This is a genomic window from Pseudomonas sp. RU47 (assembly GCF_004011755.1).
GTDB lineage: Bacteria > Pseudomonadota > Gammaproteobacteria > Pseudomonadales > Pseudomonadaceae > Aquipseudomonas.
Map to the genome: position 1 here is coordinate 6,258,062 of NZ_CP022411.1, position 23,744 is coordinate 6,281,805.

The following is a 23,744-nucleotide window of genomic DNA, read 5'->3' on the forward strand; positions in this document are numbered from 1 at the left end:
ACTTACATACTCGTGCCTCTCGGCACTGCGAAAAATTGACCGGGAATTCAAGTGCAAGTTCCCAAAAAAACCGCGAGGTCAATCACGCGCAAAAAAGATTCTACTTCGGCGCCAGCTCCCTGAGATGGCGTGCGACTGCAATCCATGCACCGATATAACCCAACAGCACCGCGCCAAGCAAGAGCGACAGACCGTCGGCAACTGGCACTCCGGCCAGCGCGAAATCACTGCCGTACAAGCCGGCCAGTCCAACCACCGCATCGTTCAGCCAGTTCAGGCCGAACGCCAATACACCCCAGGACAACAGTCCCGCACCGAAGCCATACAACGCGCCCATATAAAGGAAGGGACGACGCACATAGCTGTCAGTGCCGCCGACGAGTTTAATCACTTCTATCTCTGTGCGGCGGTTTTCAATATGAAGACGAATGGTATTGCCTATCACCAAAAGTAATGCAGAAACCAAAAGCACCGTCAGACCGAAGACAAAACGATCGCCAAGCTTGAGGATGGCGGCCAGACGCTCGACCCAGACTAGATCAAGTTGCGCCTGTTGTACCTTGGGCAGCTCGGAAAGTTTTTGTCTTAATGCTTCCAGCGTCGGCTTGTCGACTTCGTTTGGCGTCACCAGCACGACGCCCGGCAACGGGTTCTCCGGCAGCTCGCGCAGGGCTTCGCCCAGTCCGGACTGTTGCTGGAACTCTTCCAGCGCCTGATCGCGGCCGACATATTCAGCATCAGCTACGCCGGGCATGCCTTTGATCTGTTCGCGCAGCGACTCGCCCTGTTCCGGGCTGGCGTCGAGTTGCAGATACAGCGAAATCTGCGCCGCTCGCTGCCACGAACCGCCAAGACGCTCGACGTTGTTAAGCAACAGCGAAAGCCCCATCGGCAAACTCAGCGCCACCGCCATCACCATGCAGGTGAAGAAGCTGCCGATCGGCTGTTTGCCGAGGCGACGCAGGCTGTCGAGCAGGCTGGCGCGATGGCTTTCGATCCACGCACGGAACAGCGTGGCGAAGTCCGGACCATCGTCTTCGTCGTGTTTTTTCTTCTTCGGCGGCTGCGGATCGGCGGCTTTCGGGGCCACGCGTTCGGAAACCTTCGGACTGCGTGTCGCACTCATTCTCCGGCCTCCCCGTCGCCAATCAATCGGCCGCGTTGCAGGGTCAGCATGCGGTGACGCATACGCGCGATCAGTGCCAGGTCGTGACTGGCAATCAGCACGCTGGTGCCCAGACGGTTGATGTCTTCGAAGACGCCCATGATCTCGGCCGCCAGACGCGGGTCGAGGTTACCGGTCGGTTCGTCCGCCAGCAGCAGGGCCGGGCGGTGAACGATGGCGCGAGCAATGCCGACGCGCTGTTGCTGACCGGTGGACAGGTCGCCCGGGTACAGATCGGTTTTATCCGACAGCGCCACGCGCTCCAGTGCCGAATCGACACGCTTGGCGATTTCGGCCTTGGACAGCCCGAGAATCTGCAGCGGCAAGGCGACGTTGTTGAACACCGTACGATCGAACAGCAACTGGTGGTTCTGGAACACCACGCCGATCTGCCGGCGCAGGAACGGAATCTGCGCGTTGCTGATGGTGCTCAGGTCTTGCCCGGCCAGCAGCAGTTTGCCGCTGGTTGGACGTTCCATCGCCAGCAACAGGCGCAACAACGTGGATTTACCGGCACCGGAGTGGCCGGTGACAAACAAGAACTCGCCACGACGGACTCGAAAGCTCAGCTCATGCAAGCCGACGTGACCGTTCGGGTAGCGTTTACCGACCTGTTCGAAACGAATCATGAACGCTCCCGCTCGGCAAACAGTGCCTGGACAAAGGGTTCGGCTTCAAAGGTACGCAAATCGTCGATGCCTTCACCGACGCCGATGTAGCGAATCGGCAGGCCGAACTGCTTGGCCAGGGCGAAAATCACCCCGCCCTTGGCGGTACCGTCAAGCTTGGTCAGCGCCAGACCGGTCAGTTCGACGGTCTGGTTGAATTGCTTGGCCTGGTTGATGGCGTTCTGGCCAGTACCGGCGTCGAGCACCAGCAACACTTCGTGCGGCGCGTCGGCGTCGAGCTTGCCGATTACGCGGCGAACCTTTTTCAGTTCTTCCATCAGGTTGTCTTTGGTGTGCAGACGACCGGCGGTGTCGGCGATCAGCACGTCGATGCCACGCGCCTTGGCGGCCTGCACGGCGTCGAAAATCACCGAAGCCGAGTCGGCGCCGGTGTGCTGGGCGATGACCGGAATCTTGTTGCGCTCGCCCCAGACTTGAAGTTGCTCCACGGCAGCGGCGCGGAAGGTGTCACCAGCGGCAAGCATGACTTTCTTGCCTTCCAGCTGCAGCTTCTTCGCCAGTTTGCCGATGGTGGTGGTCTTGCCGGCGCCGTTGACGCCAACCACCAGAATCACGAACGGCTTGTTCTGCGAGACGATCTTCAGCGGTTGTTCGACCGGTTTGAGCATCGCGGCCAACTCGGCCTGCAGGGATTTGTACAGCGCGTCGGCGTCGGCCAGCTCTTTGCGGGCGACCTTCTGGGTCAGGCGCTGGATGATCTGCGTGGTGGCTTCGACGCCGACGTCGGCGGTCAGCAGACGGGTTTCGAGGTCATCGAGCAGGTCGTCATCGATGGTTTTGCGGCCGAGGAACAGACTGGCCATGCCCTCGCCGATGCTGGCGCTGGTTTTCGACAGGCCTTGCTTGAGGCGGGCGAAGAAGCCGGCCTTGGTTTCTTCGGTGCGCGGGGCTTCGACCGGGGCCTCGGCAATCACTTCAACTGGAGTAACAGGAGCAGCGACAACCGGTGCAGGTGCAGGTGCAGGTGCAGGTGCAGGTGCAGGTGCAGGTGCAGGTGCAGGTGCAGGCTCGGGCTGTTGAACAACTGGCGCAACAAACACGGGCGCAACAGGCTCAACAACAACCGGCGCAGGCTCGACAACCGGCTCAACCACCGGTGCCGGAGCAACCTCTGGAACGAATGCAGCAGGCGCAGGAATCTCTGGGGTGACGTGCGGCGCAGCCTCTTCAACCAATGCCACTGGCTCTTCCGCCACAGGCAAAGTCAGCCATGGCTCAGCCGCCGGGGTCAGCGGCAATTCCGCCGCCACAGGCGCTTCTGGCTCAGACTCTGGCTCAACCGGTTGCAACACCGGTTCGGCAATCGGCAGAACGATCGGTGCCGGCTCTTCTTCTATTACCGGTGCAGGCGCCGGTGCAGGCTCAGGAATCGCGGGCGGCTGTTCGACGACGGGTTCCTGCGGTTTCTTACGCAGCCATCCGAACAGGCTTTTCTTCTCGCCAGCCGCAGCTGGGGTCTTCTTGTCGTCGTTGGAACCAAACATGGAGGACGGCTATCTCACGGTAGCGACGCGCCATAAGGGCGCCCCGGCAAATAAATATTCGATGCAGAACAGACTGTGTTTCATCCAGCTTGTTCACGCGCAACATTTTGTCGAGGCGCCACAGGCACCTCAAAGGTCGATTAATACGAAGGACTGGAACGGCATCTTCGGCGAAAACGCAGAGTTTAGCTGACAAACTCAAAGCTTCTGCCGGGAACCCATACAACCTATCGACCGATCAGTGGCTTGATAGGCGTGGCCGCCAGTAAAACGGATCAGTATCCTAGCACCCTCTCGCCCGCCGACGCTAAGACCAAGCGGGCAGCCCAACAGGTTAAAAAACGAATGAATGCTCTAGCCCGCCGCGCTGCAGGCCTGCTGCTCAGCACAGTCTGCCTGCCCCTTTCGGCCCTGGCGGCCGACCCGCAACCGACCCACGAATTCACCCTCGACAACGGCCTCAAGGTCGTCGTGCGCGAAGACCATCGCGCGCCCGTGGTGGTCTCGCAGGTCTGGTACAAGGTCGGTTCCAGCTACGAAACCCCGGGCCAGACCGGTCTGTCCCACGCGCTTGAGCACATGATGTTCAAGGGCAGCGAGAAAGTCGGTCCCGGCGAAGCCTCTTTAATCCTGCGCGACCTGGGCGCCGAAGAGAACGCATTCACCAGCGACGACTTCACCGCTTATTACCAGGTGCTGGCTCGCGACCGTCTGGGCGTAGCCTTCGAACTGGAAGCCGACCGCATGGCCAATCTGCGCCTGCCGGCCGACGAGTTCGCCAAGGAAATCGAAGTCATCAAGGAAGAGCGCCGCTTGCGCACCGATGACAAGCCGATGTCCAAGGCTTACGAGCGTTACAAAGCCATGGCCTACCCGGCCAGCGGTTACCACACGCCCACCATTGGCTGGATGGCTGACCTCGACCGCATGACGGTCGAAGAGCTGCGCCACTGGTACCAATCCTGGTACGTGCCGAACAACGCCACGCTGGTGGTGGTCGGCGACGTGACCCCGGACGAGGTAAAAACCCTCGCCCAACGCTATTTCGGCCCGATCGCCAAGCGCGAGGTACCACCGGCGAAAAAACCGCTGGAACTGGCCGAACCCGGCGAACGCCAGATCACCCTGCACGTGCAGACGCAATTGCCGAGCTTGATGCTTGGTTTCAACGTGCCGAGCATCGCCACGGCTGAAGACAAGCGCTCGGTCAACGCTCTGCGTCTGATCTCGGCGCTGCTCGACGGCGGCTACAGCGGTCGCATCCCGACGCAACTGGAGCGCGGTGAAGAGCTGGTTTCCGGCGGTTCGTCGAGCTACGACGCCTACACCCGTGGCGACAGCCTGTTCACCCTGTCGGCAACCCCGAACACGCAGAAGAAAAAGACCATGGCGCAAGCCGAAGCCGGCCTGTGGAAACTGCTGGAGCAGTTGAAAACCACCGCGCCATCTGCCGAAGAACTGGAACGCGTGCGTGCACAAGTGATCGCCGGTCTGGTCTTCGAGCGTGATTCGATCACCAGCCAGGCCACCGCGATTGGCCAACTGGAAACCGTCGGCCTGTCGTGGAAACTGATGGACACCGAACTCGCCGATCTGGAAAGCGTCACCCCGCAAGACATCCAGAACGCCGCCAAGTTGTATTTCACCCGCGAACGTCTCAGCGTCGCCCACGTCCTGCCACTGGAGACGACTCATGAGTAAGCGCAAATCCCCACGCCTGCTGCTCGGCCTGATCGCCGTGGCAGTGATCGGCTCTGCCGCGTTGTACCTGTCGCCGGGCGCTGACAGCAATGCCAGCGAAGCCTTGGACAACGCCAAGACCAGCCAAAAGCTGCAATCACTGGCCGAGCTCGACGGCAAGGCCCCGGCCAGCCGCAAGCTCGACGTGCAAACCTGGAACACCGCCGAAGGCGCCAAAGTGCTGTTCGTCGAAGCCCATGAGCTGCCAATGTTCGACATGCGCCTGATCTTCGCCGCCGGCAGCAGCCAGGACGGCAGCGCATCGGGTCTGGCGGTGCTGACCAACGCCATGCTCAACGAAGGTGTCGCTGGCAAAGACGTCGGCGCCATCGCTCAGGGCTTTGAAGGTCTGGGTGCTGATTTCGGCAACGGTGCTTTCAAGGACATGGCGCTGGCTTCGCTGCGCAGCCTGAGTGCTGCCGACAAGCGTGAGCCTGCTTTGAAGCTGTTCTCGGAAGTCATCGGCAAACCGACCTTCCCGGCCGACTCGTTCGCGCGCATCAAGAACCAGATGCTCGCCGGATTCGAATATCAGAAACAGAACCCCGGCAAACTCGCCAGCCTTGAGCTGATGAAGCGTCTGTATGGCGATCACCCGTACGCGCATTCGAGCGACGGCAATCCACAGAGCGTGCCGAAGATCACTCTCGCGCAATTGCGTGAGTTCCACGCCAAGGCTTACGCCGCTGGCAATGTGGTGATTGCGCTGGTCGGTGACTTGTCTCGCACGGAAGCCGAGACGATTGCCAATCAGGTCTCCTCGGCCCTGCCGAAAGGCCCGGCGCTGGCGAAGATCGCTCAGCCGCAGGAACCGAAAGCCAGCACTGGCCATATCGAATTCCCGTCGAAGCAGACCAACCTGATGCTCGCGCAACTGGGCATCGACCGTGATGACCCGGATTACGCGGCGCTGTCGATGGGCAACCAGATCCTCGGTGGCGGCGGTTTCGGCACACGCCTGATGAGCGAAGTGCGTGAAAAACGTGGCCTGACTTACGGCGTATATTCGGGTTTCAGCCCGATGCAGGCTCGTGGCCCGTTCATGATCAATCTGCAGACTCGTGCGGAAATGAGCGAAGGCACCCTGAAACTGGTGCAAGACGTGCTCGCCGACTACCTGAAAACCGGGCCGACGCAGAAAGAACTCGATGACGCCAAACGCGAGCTGGCTGGCAGCTTCCCGCTATCGACCGCGAGCAATGCCGATATCGTTGGCCAACTCGGCGCCATGGGCTTCTATAATCTGCCGTTGAGCTATCTGGACGACTTCATGCGTCAGTCGCAGAGCCTGACCGTGGAACAAGTCCGCGACGCCCTGAACAAACACCTGAGCACGGACAAAATGGTCATCGTCACCGCTGGCCCGACCGTGCCGCAAAAGCCGTTACCGGCCCCATCTGATAAACCTGCCGAGCAACCGCTCGGGGTTCCGGAGCACTAATGGCTACCCGATCGCCTAAAAAACCTGCGCAAAACGTCCACAACGGTGTGAACCAGTTGCGCATCATTGGCGGCCAATGGCGCAGCCGCAAGCTGAGCTTCCCTGACGCGCCGGGCCTGCGCCCGACGCCGGATCGCGTGCGTGAAACCCTGTTCAACTGGCTCGCGCCGTACGTTGAAGGGGCCAAGGTACTCGACCCGTTCGCCGGCAGCGGCGCGCTGTTTCTCGAAGCACTGTCCCGCGGCGCCGCCATGGGCCAGGCGCTGGATGCCAGCAACATTGCCGTCTCCAGCCTGAAGGAACACCTCGGCACCCTGCGCTGCACCAACGGCCAGGTGCAGACCGCCGACGCCCTGCGTTATCTGGAAACCCAGACCGCCAGTGCGTTCGACCTGGTGTTCCTCGACCCGCCGTTCAATCAGAACCTGCTGCCGACCGTTTGCGCCTTGCTCGAAGAACGTCAGTGGCTGGCGCCCGACTCGTGGATCTACACTGAAAGCGAAACAGCGCCATCGACGCTGGGTCTGCCGGGCAACTGGCGCCTGCACCGCGAGCAGAAATCCGGCCGGGTTTACTACGCGCTGTGGCAACGTACGGCAGAGATCGCCGGTTAACCGACCGGCCTGAACAAGCGGCGCGCCTCGAACAAGGCCGCCGCGCTGCATCGAGAACCATCGTGCCCCCTTCGTCAGAACGCTTCACCCCCGCCTTCGGCCTCGGCAATCCGCACCTGCAAACCTTGTGGGGACCGCTGTGGCGCAAAACCGTACATATCGAGCGTGAACGCGAACGCCTGTGGCTTGAGGACGGCGACTTCCTCGATCTCGACTGGCACGGTCCGCACACCGCCGATGCGCCCCTGGTGTTGGTACTGCACGGCCTGACCGGTTCCTCCAATTCGCCTTACGTCGCCGGCATCCAGAAGGCGCTGGCCGATCAAGGCTGGGCCAGTGTTGCGCTGAACTGGCGCGGTTGTTCGGGCGAGCCGAATCTGCTGCCGCGCAGTTATCATTCCGGCGCCAGCGAAGACCTCGCCGAAACCATCAGACACCTGCGCGCCAAGCGACCGTTGGCACCGCTGTATGCCGTTGGCTATTCGTTGGGCGGCAATGTGTTGCTCAAACATCTTGGGGAAACCGGCAGCGCCAGCGGTGTGCTAGGTGCCGTGGCGGTGTCAGTGCCGTTTCGCCTCGATCAATGCGCCGACCGCATCGGCCAGGGATTTTCCAAGGTCTATCAAGCGCACTTCATGCGCGAGATGGTCGCCTACATCAAGAACAAGCAGCGGCAGTTTCAGCATGACGGCCGCGAAGACGGACTCGCCGCACTGGCGGCTCTCGGTTCGCTGGAGAACATGCGCACCTTCTGGGATTTCGATGGCCGGGTGACCGCGCCGTTGCACGGTTTCAATGATGCCGAGGATTACTATCGTCGCGCCTCAAGCCGCTATTTCCTCGGTGAGATCCGCACGCCGACGCTGATCATTCAGGCGGCGGACGATCCGTTCGTGTTCCCGCACAGTTTGCCGCAGGCCAGTGAGCTGTCGCCGTCGACCGCCTTCGAATTGCAGGCACGCGGCGGGCACGTCGGCTTCGTCGATGGCTCGCTGCGCCAGCCCGGTTATTACCTGGAACGACGCATCCCACAGTGGCTGGCGCGCGCGTCCACATGAGCGATCAGGGCGAGTCGATCCATTTCTGGCAAACCGCGCCACTGGCCGGGGTCGAGTTGTTGTCGGCGCGCTACATCGAGCATCGTTTCGCCCCGCATGTGCACGACGGATTCGTGATCGGCATGATCATGGCCGGCGCCCAGCGTTATCGCTATCGCGGCGCCGAACATCTGGCCGGCAGCGGCACGCTGGTGTTGATCAATCCGGACGAATTGCACACCGGGCACAAAGGCACCGAGGACGGCTGGCTGTATCGGGCGTTTTATCCCGATACGGCGCAAATCGTTTCGCTGCTGGATGAGCTGGAACTGTCCACCACGAGTCTGCCGGCGTTTGGCGCCACGCTGTATCGCGATGCGGATCTGGTCAACGGCTTTGCGCAATTGCATCGTTTGCTCGAAAGCCCGGCCACCGCGCTGCAACAGCAGACGGTGTGGCGCGAGATGATGTTGCTGCTGTTGCAGCGCCATGCGGCAGTGCCGGTGCCGGGTCGAGCCGGCAAGGAACACCGCGCGGTGCTGCTGGGCAAGGAATTGTTGCACGCGCAATTGGCGGCGCCACCGTCACTGGAAGAGCTGGCGGCAGCGGTCAATCTGTCGCCCTTCCATTTCGCCCGGGTGTTCCGCCGCGCCACCGGCATGCCGCCGCACACCTGGCTGATGCAGCAACGCATCGCCCAGGCTCGCGCACTCCTGCAGCACGGCTGCTTGCCGGTGGAGGTCGCCACACGATTGGGGTTTGCCGACCAGAGCCATTTGAGCCGGCAGTTCAAGCAGGCTTATGGCGTCGGCCCCGCCGCGTACCGCAGCGCCCGACAATTTCCTTCAGAAAACGAATAACCAATGTGGGAGCGAGCCTGCTCGCGAAAGCGGTTGTTCATTCAACATTAATGTCGACTGATCCGACGCCTTCGCGAGCAGGCTCGCTCCCACGGGTATTGATTATTCGCCGGTGGCGATACCGCGCGAAGGCTCGTTGATCCACTCGCTCCACGATCCGGCATACAACGACGCCAACGGATAACCCGCCAGGCACAACGCAAACAGGTTGTGACACGCCGTCACGCCGGAACCGCAATAGGCAACCAGATCCGCTGGCGAACGCTCACCGATCTTGGCGGCAAAACGCTGTTTGAGCTGATCCGCCGGCAGGAATCGCCCATCGCTGCCGAGGTTGTCGGTGAACGCCGCGCATTGCGCGCCGGGAATGTGCCCGGCAATCGGATCAATCGGCTCAACTTCACCCTTGAACCGCGGCAAAGCCCGAGCATCAATCAAGGTCAACGCAGGTTGGCCAAGACGCTTTTGCAATTTTTCGGCGCTGAGCAGCAGGCTCATATCCGGCTGACCACTGAAAGTGCCGCGACTGACCGTCGGCGCATCCAGGCTCAGCGGCAACCCCGCCGCATGCCACGCCTTGAGCCCGCCATCGAGAATGAACACGCCATCGCGCTTGCCCAGCCACGCCAGCAACCACCACGCCCGCGCCGCGTAGGCACCGGGACCGTCGTCGTACAAAACCACGTCGCTGTCATTGTTGATGCCCCACGCCTGTAGCCGCTCGATCAGCTCTGCCGGCTCGGGCAACGGATGACGGCCAGTCACGCCTTTGACCACTGTGCCGCTGAGGTCACGCTCAAGATCGGCGAAGCTCGCCCCGGCTATGTGCCCTTCGGCATAGCTGCGTTGCCCGTAGTCCGGGTCTTCGAGAGCAAAACGACAATCGAGAATCACCAGCCCCGGCTGCGCCTTGCGGGCATCCAGTGCTTGGGGGCTGATCAGTTGCGCAATCGGCATAACGGGCTCCTGGGGGATTTCAACAGAACGGTTTATTTCACGTCTTCGAGGGCCTGGGCCAGCGGCACGTAGAACTCCTCGAACAACGCATTGACCTCGTCACGCGCCTGCTCGGTGACAAACCCGGCCTCCAGCACCAGCACCTGATACACGCCACGTTTAATGGCCTGCTCACTGAGGTGGTTGGAGTTTTCGCGGGTGGTGCACAGGAAGCGCACCCAGGACGTCAGGATGATCCAGGCATTGAGGGTCAGGGATTCGATCTGCACGCGATCCATGTCGAGAATCCCGGCGGCGACAAAACCTTCGTAGATCGCCGCGCCCTGGATCACGCAGCGCTGGGAAAAGCGCCGATAGCGCGCGGCCAGTTCCGGATCGCTGTCGAGCAGATGCTCCAGATCACGATGCAGAAAACGGTAGCGCCACATCGCCGAAAGCAATTCCTTGAGATAGAAACGCTTGTCCTCGACGGTCGCCGCACGCCCCTGCGGCGGGCGCAGAAAACTGTCGACGAGGCTTTCGTACTCACTGAACAACACGGCGATGATCGCCTGCTTGTTGGGGAAGTGGTAGTACAGGTTGCCCGGAGAAATCTCCATGTGGGCAGCGATGTGATTGGTGCTGATGCTGCGCTCGCCCTGCTGATTGAACAGCTCAAGGCTGTTCAGCACGATACGCTCGCTGGTTTTTATTCGTGGGGCCATGGCTTGAGCTTTAATTCAGAGTGCGTTGGGGGGCATCTTACGACCTAACCGGAAATGGATAAAACACTGCTGTGCAAGGAAGTCATTTGACTTTCTAGAGCATAGACTCTAAAAAGTTCATCACTACAATAAATCCGGAGCAGACCATGACTGCCGACATTGCCTACCTGCAAACGCTGCAACAACCTCTGGCCGAGCTGGAGCGGTTGTTCAAGGCGCAGCGGGCTGCGTATGCCGCCAATCCGATGCCGCCCGCCGCCCAGCGCCAGCAATGGCTCAAGGCACTGAGTGATTTGCTCAGCAACGAGCGTCAGGCATTGATCAAGGCGATCAGCTCCGATTTCAGCCATCGCAGCGCCGATGAAACCCTGCTCGCCGAGCTGATGCCAAGCCTGCACGGCATTCATTACGCCAGCCGGCATCTCAAAGGCTGGATGAAAGCCTCGCGACGCAAGGTTGGCATGGCGTTCCAGCCGGCCTCGGCGAAAGTGGTGTATCAGCCATTGGGCGTGGTTGGCGTCATCGTGCCGTGGAATTACCCGTTGTATCTGGCGGTTGGCCCGCTGGTCGGCGCCTTGGCGGCGGGCAACCGGGTGATGCTCAAACTCAGCGAATCGACCCCGGCCACCGGCTTGTTGCTCAAAGAATTGCTGGCGCGAATCTTCCCCGAAGACCTGGTCTGCGTGGTGCTCGGTGAGGCCGACATCGGCGTGGCGTTCTCCCGTTTGCGCTTCGATCACTTGCTGTTCACCGGGGCCACCAGCATCGGCAAACACGTGATGCGCGCCGCCGCCGAAAACCTCACCCCGGTGACGCTGGAGCTGGGCGGCAAGTCGCCGGCCATCGTCTCCCGCGATGTGCCGCTCAAGGATGCTGCCGAGCGCATCGCCTTCGGTAAAACCCTCAACGCCGGCCAGACCTGCGTTGCCCCGGATTACGTGCTGGTGCCGGAAGATCGGGTCGGCGCTTTCGTCGAAGCCTATCGCCAGGCTGTGCAGGGTTTTTATCCGACACTCATCGACAATCCGGACTACACGGCGATCATCAACGAACGCCAATTGGCGCGACTCAACGGCTACGTCAGCGACGCGACCAGCAAGGGTGCACTGTTGATTCCGTTGTTCGAACAGGCTCAGGGCCGGCGCATGCCGCACAGCGTGCTGCTGAATGTCAGCGACGAGATGACCGTGATGCAGGACGAAATCTTCGGCCCGTTGCTGCCGATCGTGCCGTATCAGGATCTGGAGCAGGCATTTGCTTACATCAATCAGCGGCCACGTCCTCTGGCTCTTTACTACTTTGGCTACGACAAACGCGAACAGAACCGGGTGCTACACGAAACTCATTCCGGCGGTGTGTGCCTGAACGACACCTTGCTGCATGTGGCTCAGGACGATATGCCGTTCGGTGGCATCGGCGCTTCGGGCATGGGCCACTACCACGGTCAAGAAGGCTTTCTGACCTTCAGCAAAGCCAAGGGCGTGTTGATCAAACAACGCTTCAACGCGGCCAGACTGATTTACCCGCCCTACGGCACATCGATTCAGAAACTGATCCAGAAGCTGTTCATTCGCTAAACCTTTGTCATCGCCGGGTAATAAAAACAATGCACCCAAGCCTGACCGAAACACCTGCACTGTCGCGCCGTAGCCTGTTGAAATTCAGCCTCGGCGCCACGACGTTTCTCGCCACCGCCGGACTCGGCGCCAGCCTCAGCGGCTGTTCGTCGAGCGTCGCGGCCAACGGTTTTGTCTCGTTGCGCGACGGCGATCTGCTGTTTCTGCGCGCACTGATTCCGGTGATGCTCCATGGCGCTGTGGCGGCTGAAAAAATGCCGGGCGCTGTTGATGGCACGCTCAAATCGCTGGACTACAGCCTCGATCACCTGTCGCCGGAAATGCTCAAACTCACCCGGCAACTGTTCGATGTCCTTGGCATGGCGGTGACACGCGGGCCACTCACGGGAATCTGGGGCAGTTGGGAAAATGCCAGCCCCGAGGCGATGCGGCATTTTCTTGATCGCTGGGAGAACAGCTCGTTGAGCCTGCTGCGCATGGGGCATAGCTCGTTGCAGCAGATGGTGATGATGGCCTGGTATACCCGCGCAGAATCGTGGGCGCATTGCGGTTATCCCGGCCCGCCTACTGTTTGAGATTAGCGGCGCGGCCTTCGCGAGCAGGCTCGCTCCCACAGGGGAATGCATTTCAAATGTGGGAGCGAGCCTGCTCGCGAAGAGGTCGGCCGCCACACCGCCGCATCCAAAAATAATAAAGAGAACCTGATCGATGCCCGTACCCGACCCGTTCCGCGAAGGCCTCGCTCGAGGCTGGAAAACCTACAACGGCGCACAGCTGAGCGACGACCTGACCCTGGAGGCCGACGTGGCCATCATCGGCAGCGGCGCCGGTGGCGGCACCACCGCGGAAATCCTCAGCGCCGCCGGCTACAAAGTCCTGCTGATCGAAGAAGGCCCACTGAAAACCAGCTCCGATTTCAAAATGCTTGAAGACCAGGCCTACAGCAGCCTCTATCAGGAAGGCATCGGCCGCATGAGCAAGGACGGCGCAATCACCATCCTGCAAGGACGCGCGGTCGGCGGCACCACGCTGATCAACTGGACATCGAGCTTTCGCACCCCGGAGCCGACACTCGAACACTGGGCCAAGGAACACAACGTCAAAGGTCACAGCCCCGCCGAGATGGCGCCGTGGTTCGAGAAAATGGAACAACGCCTCGGCGTCGCCCCGTGGATGGTCCCGCCCAACGCCAACAACGATGTGATCCGCAAAGGCTGCGAGCACCTCGGTTACAGCTGGCACGTGATCCCGCGCAATGTGCGCGGCTGCTGGAATCTCGGTTACTGCGGCATGGGCTGCCCGACCAACGCCAAGCAATCGATGATGGTCACCACCATACCGGCGACGCTGGAAAAGGGCGGCGAACTGCTTTATCTGGCCCGCGCGGAGAAACTGCTGATCAGCGGCGACAAGGTCACCGGCCTGCAATGCGTGGCGATGGATGAGCGCTGCGTCGAACCGACCGGGCGCACAATCCATATCAAGGCGCGGCATTACGTGCTCGCCGGCGGTGGTATCAACAGCCCGGCGCTGTTGCTGCGCTCGGACGCTCCGGACCCGCATGAAAACCTGGGAAAACGCACATTCCTGCACCCTGTGAACATGTCCGCTGCGCGCTTCGATGAAGTCATCAACCCGTTTTACGGGGCGCCACAGTCGATCTATTCCGACCATTTCCAATGGAAGGACGGCACCACCGGGCCGATGGCCTTCAAACTTGAAGTACCGCCGCTGCACCCGGCACTGGCGGCCACCCTGCTCGGCGGCTTTGGTGAGGAAAGTGCGCAACACATGGCTGACCTGCCGCACACCCACGCCATGCTGGCCTTGCTGCGCGACGGCTTTCACCCGGACAGCACCGGTGGCGCAGTCGAGTTGCGGGGCGATGGTTCGCCAGTGCTCGACTATCAGGTTTCGCCCTACGCCTGGGACGGCCTGCGCCGGGCCTTTCATGTCATGGCCGAAATCCAGTTCGCCGGCGGTGCGAAATCGGTAATGCCGATGCACGCCGACGCCCGTTACGTAAAAACTTTGGCCGAAGCGCGCACGCTGATCGATGGTTTGAGCCTTGAGCTGTACCGCACTCGGTTGGGCAGCGCGCACGTCATGGGCGGTTGCGCGATGGGCGAAGACCCGAAAAGCGCGGTCACCGACAGTCTCGGCCGGCATCATCAACTGACTAATCTGTCGATTCACGACGGCTCACTGTTCCCCACCAGCATCGGCGCCAACCCGCAGCTGTCGGTGTATGGCCTGAGCGCACAACTGGCGACGTCCCTCGCCGATCGGCTGAGAAATCCGTGAAAAAACCGATTATTCGCATCGTCTATAGTGCTTTCTTACCCAACAGGCGACTTGGCCGACCGGGACGGCTGCGATACCATCCGACTCCCCAACGGACTCCCGCCAGGACGACGCGATGAACCGAGTGTTGTACCCAGGTACCTTCGACCCTATTACCAAGGGCCATGGCGATCTGGTCGAACGCGCCTCGCGCCTGTTCGATCACGTGATTATCGCGGTCGCTGCCAGCCCGAAGAAAAACCCGCTGTTCCCGCTGGAACAACGGGTCGAACTGGCTCGCGAGGTCACCAAACACCTGCCTAACGTGGAAGTGGTCGGTTTCTCGACGCTGCTCGCGCATTTCGCCAAAGAGCAGAACGCCAATGTGTTCCTGCGTGGTCTGCGCGCGGTGTCGGACTTCGAATACGAATTCCAGCTGGCCAACATGAACCGCCAGTTGGCCCCGGATGTGGAGAGCCTGTTTCTCACGCCGTCCGAGCGTTATTCGTTCATTTCCTCGACGCTGGTGCGGGAAATTGCCGCGCTGGGCGGCGATATCAGCAAGTTCGTCCACCCGGCCGTGGCTGACGCGCTGACCCTGCGCTTTAAAAAGTAGGAGCTGCCGCAGGCTCGGGCTGCGATCAGACGATCTTTGTTTTTTGATCGCAGCTATCAGTGCCCTTGATCGCAGCCGCGTGCACTGCGCTCGCCAATGCGGCACAATTGCGCGCATTGGTTTATAGCGCCCGGGCCTGCCGCCCCGGCTGGAGTTAGCATGTCCCTGATCATCACCGACGATTGCATCAACTGCGACGTCTGCGAACCCGAGTGCCCGAACGCCGCCATTTCCCAAGGCGAAGAGATCTATGTGATCGACCCGAACCTGTGCACCCAGTGCGTCGGCCACTACGACGAACCGCAATGCCAGCAGGTTTGCCCGGTGGATTGCATTCCGCTGGACGAGGCTCATCCGGAGACTGAAGAACAGTTGATGGACAAGTACCGCCTGATCACTGGCAAGGCCTGATTTTTCAGCGCCTGTACCGACGCCATCGCGAGCAGGCTCACTCCTACATTGGAACGCATTTCAATTGTAGGAGTGAGCCTGCTCGCGATGAGGCCGCCAGCCTCACAGTTAAACCCTGATCAGCTTACTCACGCTGCTCAAACCCCTCCCCGATACACCCCAGACACCGCACAAACGCCGCTTTCGCCGGATCCACCACCAACGCCTGCCCCGCATCGCCAATCCCGCCGCCCAGCGCGGTAAACGGCAACGACACGACAAACGCCCCCGCACCGATCACCGTCGCCACCACCAATAAAGGTCGGGCAATCAGCAAATCGCCAAGCATGGCGTAGGCCGGGGGATTCTGGATGGTGTAACGCGGGTCACCGCTGCCATTTTCCGCGGCCTGAACAGCCAGACTGGAACACAGCAGCAGCGCAACAAAGAGGACTTGCAAGGACTTCATGGCACGATCCTTCGGGCTTAACAGTGAGACAACTCACTATAGACCGTAGGACCTTTTCAGCTTTTTGCCTCAGCTCTGGCAGCGCGGGCAGAACACACTGGCACGCTGGCCCAGCTTCACTTCACGCAGCCCGGTGCCACAGACCTTGCAGTGTTCACCACCGCGGCCATAGACAAACAGCTCCTGCTGGAAATAGCCCGGCTGACCGTCACCACCAATAAAATCACGCAACGTTGTACCGCCACGCTCGATGGCGGCGGCAAGAATGCGTTTGATCTCGATCGCCAGCTTCAGGTATCGCCCCCGGGAAATCCCCCCCGCCTCGCGGCGCGGATCAATCCCGGCAGCAAACAGCGCTTCGGTCGCATAGATATTGCCGACCCCGACCACCACTGCGTTGTCCATGATGAACGGTTTGACCGCCATGGATCGCCCGCGCGACAGCTGAAACAAGCGCTCGCCATCGAACAGATCAGTCAGCGGCTCCGGGCCGAGGCGAATCAGCAGCTCATGATTGAGTGGATCATTGCTCCACAACATCGCGCCGAAACGCCGCGGGTCGGTGTAGCGCAGCGCCAGTCCCGACTCCAGCTCGATATCGACGTGTTCGTGTTTGAGCGCCGGCAACCCGACCTCGACCAGACGCAAATTGCCCGACATGCCCAAATGGCTGATCAGCGTGCCAACCTCGGCGTTGATCAACAGATACTTGGCACGACGTTCGACCAGCACAATGCGCTGCCCCGAGAGGCGCACATCGAGATCCTCGGGAATCGGCCAGCGCAACCGCCGGTCACGCACGATCACCCGACTGACACGCTGGCCTTCCAGATGCGGAGCGATGCCGCGGCGGGTGGTTTCGACTTCTGGCAGTTCAGGCATGGCGTCCTCGAATCAATGCGCGCCGAGGTCGCGGATCGTTTGTTTGAGGGTTTCGAAGTCGTAATCCGACAGCCCTACGTAATCGAGTACCAGCGGCCCAACGGCGTTCCATTCGAAATCTTCGGTCTGGTTGCCCAGCACGCGGTAAGACGCACAAATGTGCTCGGCCATTTTCAGGATCGCCAGCAGGTTTTTCAGCTGACTGTTGCGCGACGATTCATCGCTGAAGATCGCCAGGGCGTTGTGGTGATTGGCGATGGCCGCACTGACGTGTTCCGGCAGGCGCCACGACTTGGCGGTGTAGTAACCGACCACCGCGTGGTTGGTGTTGAACTCGCTGTTCTCGGTGTCGACCACCCGACATTCGGCGCTGGCATTGGCGTAGGCGGTTTCCAGCACCGACATGTAGTTAGGGAAGCGCTGCAGCATCAACGGCACGCCGCAATCGTGGAACAGGCCCAAGGCATACGCCTCGTCGCCGGCCTGAGTGCCGACGCGTTTGGCCAGCGTCAGGCACGTCATCGCCACGTCCTGGGCGGTATCCCAGAAGCGGTTGAGCGTGACGATGGTGTCATCGTTCATCTCGCCCTTGATCGACTGCGCGTTGATCAGGTTGATGATCGAACGACTGCCCAGCAGGTTCACCGCGCGTTGAATCGAGGTGATCTTGTTGCTCAGGCCGTAATACGGCGAATTGACGATTTTCAGCAGCGAGCCGGACAGGCCGGGATCCTGGGCGATCAGCTTGGCGATCACCTCCAGGTCCGGGTCGGGCATGTACTGCTCCATTTGCAGATCCACCATGATCTGCGGTTGCGCCGGCACACTGATGCCTTGCAGCGATTGTTGAATCTGTTCGGTGGTCAGCTCTTGGGACATAAGTACACACTCTGGGACAGGCGGCGATTCTAACCTCTAAAAACCGCGAGACGACACACCAGTGGGCAATTGTCAGGAACTTTCATTCAGGCCACGGCTTCGGAATCTGTAATGCCCAACGGATCACTCCGATCCTTTGCGGCGGCAAACTCCCACAGACTCAGGAGCTTATCGATGGCCACTTCCCTCAACGGCAAGCGCGTCGCTTTTTTGGTAACCGATGGTTTCGAACAGGTTGAATTGACAGGTCCCAAGCAAGCGTTGGAGCAAGCTGGCGCGCAGGTCGACATCCTTTCGGCAGAGGCCGGCAAGGTCAAAGGCTGGAATCACGACAAGCCGGCGGATGATTTCAAGGTCGATCAGACCTTCCAGAGCGCCAGCAGCGAACAATACGACGCGATCGTCCTGCCGGGCGGCGTGCAGAACTCCGACACCATTCGCATCGACCAGGACGCCCAGCATCTGGTCAAGACTGGCGCGTCTGCCGGAAAACCGATTGCAGTGATCTGCCATGGCGGCTGGTTGTTGATCTCGGCGGGGCTGGTCAACGGCAAAACCATGACCAGTTACAAGACGCTCAAGGATGACCTGGTAAATGCCGGGGCCAATTGGGTCGACAAGGAAGTGGTCAAGGACGGTCACCTGATCAGCAGCCGTCAGCCGGATGATATTCCGGCGTTCAACAAAGAGCTGATCGACGCACTGTTGGCGTAGCATTGGGGACCGCATTCGCGAGCAGGCTCGCTCCCACATTGGTCTTGTGTCGGTCACAAGCCCTTTGTGGGAGCGAGCCTGCTCGCGAAGGGGCCATCAGCGTTTCATCGCTCATCAAACCCGACACAAGTCGCAACACGCTATACTCCCGCTCTTTTTTCCGGAGCGACGTCATGTCCCTGCCTAGCTTGCGCCTCAAAGCCAACGCCGACCGTCGCCTGCGCGCCGGTCACCTGTGGGTCTACAGCAACGAAATCGATGTAGCCGCCACCCCTTTGCACGGCTTCCAGGCCGGCGATCAAGCCATCCTCGAAGCTACCGGCGGCAAACCGCTGGGCATCGTGGCGATGAGCCCGAACAACCTGATCTGCGCTCGCCTGCTGTCGCGCGACATCAAGGTGCAACTGGACAAATCGCTGCTGGTGCACCGCCTGAACGTGGCCCTGTCGCTGCGCGAGCGCCTGTTCGACAAGCCGTTCTATCGTCTGGTCTACGGCGATTCCGACCTGCTGCCAGGCTTGGTCGTCGACCGTTTCGGCGACATCCTCGTCGTCCAGATCGCTTCGGCCACCATGGAAGCGCATAAAGATGACGTGATCGCCGCGCTGACCCAAGTGCTCAAGCCAAGCGGCATCCTGTTCAAGAACGACTCCGCCGCGCGCGACGCCGAAGGCCTCAACCGCTACGTCGAAACCGTGTTCGGCCTGGTGCCGGAGTGGGTCGCGCTGGAAGAGAACGGCGTGAAGTTCGAAGCCCCGGTCATTCAGGGTCAGAAAACCGGCTGGTTCTACGACCACCGCATGAACCGCGCCCGCCTGGCCCCTTACGCCAAAGGCAAACGCGTCCTTGACCTCTATAGCTACATCGGTGGTTGGGGCGTACAGGCTGCCGCATTCGGCGCCAGCGAAGTGTTCTGCGTCGATGCGTCGGCTTTCGCCCTCGATGGCGTTGAGCGCAACGCTGCACTGAACGGCTTCGCCGACAAGATGACCTGCATCGAAGGCGACGTTTTCGAAGCCCTGAAAGAACTCAAGGCCAGCGAAGAGCGCTTCGACGTGATCGTTGCCGATCCGCCGGCGTTCATCAAACGCAAGAAAGACATGAAAAACGGCGAAGGCGCCTACCGTCGCCTGAACGAGCAAGCCATGCGCCTGCTCAACAAGGACGGCATCCTGGTTAGCGCATCATGCTCGATGCACCTGCCGGAAGATGACCTGCAGAACATCCTGCTGACCAGCGCCCGTCACCTGGATCGCAACATCCAGTTGCTTGAGCGTGGCGGTCAGGGCCCGGATCACCCGGTGCACCCGGCCATCGCCGAAACGCGCTACATCAAGAGCATCACCTGCCGCCTGCTGCCCAACAGCTGATACACGCGGATAAGAGGGGAGCCAGCAGGCTCCCTTTTTTTTGCACGCGGCCCTGCCTCTTCGTTATTCCCCAACACTTCCTACAATTATTTTCGCGTTAACGTGCAGGATATTTCCTTACGTCTTTTAATTGCTGAAACTTTCCCTACAAGTTTATTTCCGACTAAAGACTGCTCCGACAAAATTACTGGAAATTTCCTACCTAATATCCTCTTGCCAATAATCCATTACAAACTATTATGAAGTTGTCGCCACGAGGTGACTTCAACTATCAACGAACAAGGAGTTCACATCATGAAAAGTATTTCTCTGGAAAGTAAAAAAATCGCAAACCTGGCTTTTCTGGTTGCGTCCAAAGCCCGTTAAGTGAGTCAGGACGCCGGGGAGTGCCGGCAACCCGGCGTCCTTTTGACTTTATCCAGAGTGAATCGACCCACATGCACATCAATCCTTATCTATTTATATTGCCGCGTTCGCCCGGACAAATTGTGTGGAACTATAAAAACCATACTCAACACGAGCTCGACCTGAACTACGTCTCTCGCCTCGCCCAACTAATAAACAAGCCAGACCTCTTCGACACCGACAACATAATAGACATACAACTATTAAACGCGGACATACTAACCGTTTCAAAAATAGACACTCCAGAATGGGGCTGGGACGAACTGTCAAAGATTTATCATATCGGCACGCAAAATATTCCCTGTGAACATATTCCTCAGAACATCCATGAGTGGGCCAGACAATATCTGGCGCACTGCAACGAGGTATTGGCCACTCCACCTCCCGCAAACGACTGCCCGCAGCTTGAACCTGAGCAACGCATTGCCCTGCCTGCTCCGTGCGCGTTGGGTAATGACAGCCTGAAAAGTGCACTGCTAAAGCGAAAAACCTGTCGCAGCTACACCGGTGCAGCGATGACGCTCAATGACGTCGGCACTCTGCTCTATCTTTCTCTCGGCTATCTGCACGAACGCGAACAGGATTGCGACGACAGCATCGCCACAGGCCTTGGTGCTCGTCGAAGCAGCCCTTCCGGTGGAGGCCTGAACGCCTGCGAAGGCTTCTTGCTGGCCCGGAATGTTGTTGACCTGGAGCGCGGCATTTATGCCTACCATCCGGTCGATCATTCCCTGAGCCGGGTCAATTCGTTGCCTGAACCCGCCCTGGGCCAATTGCTCGGCGGTCAACACTTCATCAACAACCTGCCACTGGGGTTGTTCATCACCGCCCGTTTTGACCGGCTCTGGTGGAAGTATGAACACTCGCGGGCCTACCGCATGGCCTTCGTTGAAGCCGGCCACCTGTCGCAAACCTTTCAACTGGTCGCCACGGCACTGGGCCTCAACACCTGGCTGACCGGGGCATTTGCCGACCGTCAGGTCGAAGCACTCCTCAATCTCGAGGGTAGCGCTGAACAACCACTGTTTTTTGTTGGCTGCGGAGAAAGCGATGGACAGGTGATGTGCAGTGAGATGCGCGAACTGTTGCGCGAGGGGCAGGCATGAGCCAGTCAATTGCGGACCCGGATGAAGCGCCAGTGTCATGGGCACTCAAATTCACCTTGGGCGATTGGGCGAGCCGTGCTTCCGTGCGCAGCAGTACCCATGATTATCAATTGCCCGACGATGTGCCGCAGCAGCTGCAAACCCGCCACTGGTTTCCACCTGCGTTTCTGCCCTACTTGGCACATCCGGTCATTCAAGCCGCCGGGCGTGATGTGCTGCACCGGCTATCAGCCAACCATCTGGTGCACTTTCTCGATTACACCACGCTGCTCGAACACCGCATCGTCAATCGTGCCGTGGAAGTCATCGTGCACCGTGAGCTGCCCATCTACGTGCCTCTGGCAATGAAACACGCGGCGCTGCAGCTCTACACCGACGAGGGTTACCACGCACTGTTCTCCAATCGACTCGCTGAGCAGATCGCCAGCTTTTACGGGATCACCGGACGTCCGGCGATTCCAAAGCGCATCACCCGCCTTAACGCATTGATCGCTCGCACACCGGAGAAGAATCGACCACTGGCATGGTTTCTGCTCGGTTTCGTCTCGGAGACCATCATCGCCCGGGAGCTGCTGGACGTCTGTCGCGACAGCCTGGTGTCCAGCGTAAGCGACATGCTGCGCGACCACCTGACTGATGAAGCCCGCCACAGTCGTTACTTCGCCGAGGTGTTCCATTACTTCTGGCTGTCCATGAACAGCCGCCAGCGCCTGTTTGTCAGCAAAACACTGCTGGAGATCATCGGGATTTTTTTCGAGGTCGACGAACACTGGCTGCAACAGAGTTTGCGAGGAGCAGGCATTGCCGACAGCGATGTGAGGGACATCATCGGCGGCATGGCAACGGCGCACGCCAATCGTGCACGCGCACGATCAGGCTCCATTGCAACGCTGGACGCACTGCGCAAGGCCGGTTTTTTCGCACTTCCTCATAACCAGAAACTTTTTGCCAAGGCAGGACTGATCGATGGATAAAGGAAAATCCGTGGTAACCACAACGCAGCGCCGCGCTGCTGTCAGCCTGTTGCTGGCCATGGTGCTGCTAGGCGTGTTTCCACTGGATGTCCTGCTGCCTTCATTTCCAGCATTGGCGGCACACTTTCGCAGCTCACCGGCAGATATCGCACTGTCCATCAGCCTGTTCGCCGTGGGGATCGCATTTGCCCAGCTCCTGATCGGCCCGCTCTCGGACGTGATCGGGCGCAAAGGCTTGTTACTCGCCGGCATGAGCGTGTCGATGCTGGGAGCGCTCGGTTGCGTCATGACCTCCGATTACACGCTATTCCTTGTATTCCGGGTGATGCAGGCCTTGGGCTGTGGCTGCTTCGTGCTGTCCCAGGCGCTGGTACAGGATCTGTTCGAAGGCGAGGAGCGCGACCGTTTGCGTATCCTGATGGTCACGGCTACCGGGATTTTCATCTCGGTGTCGCCGCTGGCCGGGACCTTTCTGCAAGCCACACTCGGCTGGCGCGGCAGCTTCTGGGTGTTTACCGCGTTGTCCGCCATGGTGCTGATCAAGGCCTGGCTGTTTTTGCACAACAGCCGTCCGACCTACAGTGCTGCGCGACTCGGTTTCATCCAGTCGTACCGACGGGTACTGGGGGATTTCGAATTTGTCGGCTACTGGCTGATTTCGGCGTTTGCATTTGCCTGCCACTTCTCGTTCATCGTTATTTCGCCGCTGATCTTCATGGATCAACTGCAACTCGCGCCTTATGACTTTTCATTGATTCTGCTGGTTTACGGTGCTGCCTATGTTGTCGGCGGCATCCTCGCGGCCGTATTGAATCGACGCATTACACCGGTTCAGCAAATCTTCGCCGGACTGAGCCTGATACTGCTGTCGGGAATGGCGATGCTATACCTGTCGGCCAACCATGCATTGGCCCCGGCCACCGTGCTGATCCCGATGCTGATCTGCACCGCGGGCACCACCATTGCTCGACCTGCCGCCACCTCGCGGGCCATGGGCCTGTTTCCTGAAAACGCCGGGACTTCGGCCTCGGCGGGCAGCACGATCATCTTTATTTGTGGCGGACTTATCAGCGCGTTGATCAGCCTCAGCCCGGTCAATCTGCAATCAACGCTGGGCTACAGTTTTGTGCTGCTGAGCACGATAGCGCTGGTACTCAACAACAAGCTCAGCCGTCGCGCCAGAGAGCATGAAGCCAATGCCGCAGTGCAGTCCGGTGGTGATTAAACCTGCCGGCCGTCATTCCATATACACCGTCTGCGCTGGAACAACGCTTTGCGCCATTCCCTCCAGACGCCAGCGGTGTAGAATCGGCTGATTCATCGCCATTCATCCCCCGGCGGGTTTATGAGCTCAGGCTGAGACCAGCGGCGATCCCGCAACGTCATCG

General features: G+C 60.0%; 24 protein-coding genes. 16 read left to right on the forward strand and 8 right to left on the reverse strand.

What is annotated here, in order from left to right:
- Positions 1-100 precede the first annotated feature (100 nt).
- The 3 genes from ftsX to ftsY are packed head-to-tail and all read right to left on the reverse strand — an operon-like array spanning position 101 to position 3,338.
- Positions 101-1,126 carry a permease-like cell division protein FtsX gene (gene ftsX, locus CCX46_RS28720; RefSeq protein ID WP_099757424.1) on the reverse strand — a complete coding sequence of 342 codons (1,026 nt, stop codon included), beginning with the start codon at positions 1,124-1,126 and terminating at the stop codon, positions 101-103.
- Complete coding sequence (ftsE, locus tag CCX46_RS28725; RefSeq protein WP_008065082.1) at positions 1,123-1,794, reverse strand: cell division ATP-binding protein FtsE; 672 nt, start codon at positions 1,792-1,794, stop codon at positions 1,123-1,125. Before ftsE ends, ftsX begins: the two co-directional genes overlap by 4 nt.
- Positions 1,791-3,338 (reverse strand): signal recognition particle-docking protein FtsY, encoded by a 1,548-nt coding sequence (ftsY, locus tag CCX46_RS28730; protein WP_127930121.1) that lies wholly within the window; start codon positions 3,336-3,338, stop codon positions 1,791-1,793. Before ftsY ends, ftsE begins: the two co-directional genes overlap by 4 nt.
- On the opposite strand from ftsY, the gene CCX46_RS28735 reads away from it, so the two are divergent.
- The 6 genes from CCX46_RS28735 to CCX46_RS28760 all read left to right on the forward strand — a co-directional run bounded on the left by CCX46_RS28735 (position 3,337) and on the right by CCX46_RS28760 (position 9,030).
- Positions 3,337-3,531 carry a hypothetical protein gene (locus tag CCX46_RS28735; protein ID WP_095121529.1) on the forward strand — a complete coding sequence of 65 codons (195 nt, stop codon included), beginning with the start codon at positions 3,337-3,339 and terminating at the stop codon, positions 3,529-3,531. The genes ftsY and CCX46_RS28735 overlap by 2 nt on opposite strands.
- Positions 3,532-3,683: 152 nt before the next feature.
- A complete protein-coding gene (locus CCX46_RS28740) occupies positions 3,684-5,039 on the forward strand; it encodes a M16 family metallopeptidase (protein WP_127930122.1) in 1,356 nt (451 codons plus the stop codon).
- A complete protein-coding gene (locus CCX46_RS28745) occupies positions 5,032-6,519 on the forward strand; it encodes a M16 family metallopeptidase (RefSeq protein WP_127930123.1) in 1,488 nt (495 codons plus the stop codon). Before CCX46_RS28740 ends, CCX46_RS28745 begins: the two co-directional genes overlap by 8 nt.
- Entirely contained in the window at positions 6,519-7,133 is a 615-nt protein-coding gene (rsmD, locus tag CCX46_RS28750) for a 16S rRNA (guanine(966)-N(2))-methyltransferase RsmD (protein WP_127930124.1), read from the forward strand. The genes CCX46_RS28745 and rsmD overlap by 1 nt, the downstream gene beginning before the upstream one ends.
- A gap of 62 nt (positions 7,134-7,195) precedes the next feature.
- Positions 7,196-8,191 carry a hydrolase gene (locus CCX46_RS28755; protein WP_127930125.1) on the forward strand — a complete coding sequence of 332 codons (996 nt, stop codon included), beginning with the start codon at positions 7,196-7,198 and terminating at the stop codon, positions 8,189-8,191.
- A complete protein-coding gene (locus CCX46_RS28760; RefSeq protein WP_127930126.1) occupies positions 8,188-9,030 on the forward strand; it encodes an AraC family transcriptional regulator in 843 nt (280 codons plus the stop codon). Before CCX46_RS28755 ends, CCX46_RS28760 begins: the two co-directional genes overlap by 4 nt.
- Before the next feature lie 102 nt (positions 9,031-9,132).
- Here the strand turns inward: CCX46_RS28760 and CCX46_RS28765 are convergent, their stop codons facing one another.
- A complete protein-coding gene (locus CCX46_RS28765) occupies positions 9,133-9,987 on the reverse strand; it encodes a sulfurtransferase (protein ID WP_127930127.1) in 855 nt (284 codons plus the stop codon).
- 32 nt (positions 9,988-10,019) lie between these two features.
- Positions 10,020-10,691 carry a TetR/AcrR family transcriptional regulator gene (locus tag CCX46_RS28770; RefSeq protein ID WP_007913599.1) on the reverse strand — a complete coding sequence of 224 codons (672 nt, stop codon included), beginning with the start codon at positions 10,689-10,691 and terminating at the stop codon, positions 10,020-10,022.
- A gap of 128 nt (positions 10,692-10,819) precedes the next feature.
- Between CCX46_RS28770 and CCX46_RS28775 the strand changes: the two genes are divergently transcribed.
- The 5 genes from CCX46_RS28775 to CCX46_RS28795 all read left to right on the forward strand — a co-directional run bounded on the left by CCX46_RS28775 (position 10,820) and on the right by CCX46_RS28795 (position 15,578).
- The gene (locus tag CCX46_RS28775; RefSeq protein ID WP_274594976.1) at positions 10,820-12,268 is read left to right on the forward strand and encodes a coniferyl aldehyde dehydrogenase; all 1,449 of its coding nucleotides are present in this window, start codon (positions 10,820-10,822) and stop codon (positions 12,266-12,268) included.
- Positions 12,269-12,297: 29 nt separating this feature from the next.
- Entirely contained in the window at positions 12,298-12,843 is a 546-nt protein-coding gene (locus tag CCX46_RS28780) for a twin-arginine translocation pathway signal protein (RefSeq protein WP_127930129.1), read from the forward strand.
- A gap of 133 nt (positions 12,844-12,976) precedes the next feature.
- The gene (locus tag CCX46_RS28785) at positions 12,977-14,572 is read left to right on the forward strand and encodes a GMC family oxidoreductase (protein WP_127930130.1); all 1,596 of its coding nucleotides are present in this window, start codon (positions 12,977-12,979) and stop codon (positions 14,570-14,572) included.
- A gap of 115 nt (positions 14,573-14,687) precedes the next feature.
- Complete coding sequence (coaD, locus tag CCX46_RS28790; protein ID WP_003229157.1) at positions 14,688-15,167, forward strand: pantetheine-phosphate adenylyltransferase; 480 nt, start codon at positions 14,688-14,690, stop codon at positions 15,165-15,167.
- Positions 15,168-15,326: 159 nt separating this feature from the next.
- The gene (locus CCX46_RS28795; protein WP_003234652.1) at positions 15,327-15,578 is read left to right on the forward strand and encodes a YfhL family 4Fe-4S dicluster ferredoxin; all 252 of its coding nucleotides are present in this window, start codon (positions 15,327-15,329) and stop codon (positions 15,576-15,578) included.
- Between the two features lie 124 nt (positions 15,579-15,702).
- On the opposite strand, the gene CCX46_RS28800 is transcribed toward CCX46_RS28795, so the two are convergent.
- The 3 genes from CCX46_RS28800 to CCX46_RS28810 all read right to left on the reverse strand — a co-directional run bounded on the left by CCX46_RS28800 (position 15,703) and on the right by CCX46_RS28810 (position 17,733).
- Positions 15,703-16,026 carry a multidrug transporter gene (locus CCX46_RS28800; protein ID WP_110718043.1) on the reverse strand — a complete coding sequence of 108 codons (324 nt, stop codon included), beginning with the start codon at positions 16,024-16,026 and terminating at the stop codon, positions 15,703-15,705.
- Between the two features lie 69 nt (positions 16,027-16,095).
- A complete protein-coding gene (gene mutM, locus CCX46_RS28805; RefSeq protein ID WP_007913582.1) occupies positions 16,096-16,908 on the reverse strand; it encodes a bifunctional DNA-formamidopyrimidine glycosylase/DNA-(apurinic or apyrimidinic site) lyase in 813 nt (270 codons plus the stop codon).
- A 12-nt stretch (positions 16,909-16,920) separates the two neighbouring features.
- A complete protein-coding gene (locus CCX46_RS28810; RefSeq protein WP_177413922.1) occupies positions 16,921-17,733 on the reverse strand; it encodes an HDOD domain-containing protein in 813 nt (270 codons plus the stop codon).
- Positions 17,734-17,961: 228 nt separating this feature from the next.
- Between CCX46_RS28810 and CCX46_RS28815 the strand changes: the two genes are divergently transcribed.
- The 5 genes from CCX46_RS28815 to CCX46_RS28835 all read left to right on the forward strand — a co-directional run bounded on the left by CCX46_RS28815 (position 17,962) and on the right by CCX46_RS28835 (position 23,581).
- Positions 17,962-18,501: a type 1 glutamine amidotransferase domain-containing protein gene (locus CCX46_RS28815; RefSeq protein WP_127930132.1), complete on the forward strand. Its 540-nt coding sequence runs from the start codon at positions 17,962-17,964 to the stop codon at positions 18,499-18,501.
- Positions 18,502-18,674: 173 nt separating this feature from the next.
- Positions 18,675-19,871, forward strand: coding sequence for a class I SAM-dependent rRNA methyltransferase (locus tag CCX46_RS28820; RefSeq protein ID WP_127930133.1), 1,197 nt, complete (start codon positions 18,675-18,677; stop codon positions 19,869-19,871).
- 437 nt (positions 19,872-20,308) lie between these two features.
- Positions 20,309-21,382, forward strand: a complete 1,074-nt coding sequence (locus tag CCX46_RS28825) for a SagB family peptide dehydrogenase (protein ID WP_127930134.1) — start codon at positions 20,309-20,311, stop codon at positions 21,380-21,382.
- Complete coding sequence (locus CCX46_RS28830) at positions 21,379-22,356, forward strand: diiron oxygenase (protein ID WP_127930135.1); 978 nt, start codon at positions 21,379-21,381, stop codon at positions 22,354-22,356. Before CCX46_RS28825 ends, CCX46_RS28830 begins: the two co-directional genes overlap by 4 nt.
- The gene (locus CCX46_RS28835; protein WP_127930136.1) at positions 22,349-23,581 is read left to right on the forward strand and encodes a multidrug effflux MFS transporter; all 1,233 of its coding nucleotides are present in this window, start codon (positions 22,349-22,351) and stop codon (positions 23,579-23,581) included. The genes CCX46_RS28830 and CCX46_RS28835 overlap by 8 nt, the downstream gene beginning before the upstream one ends.
- The last annotated feature ends 163 nt before the right edge of the window (positions 23,582-23,744 follow it).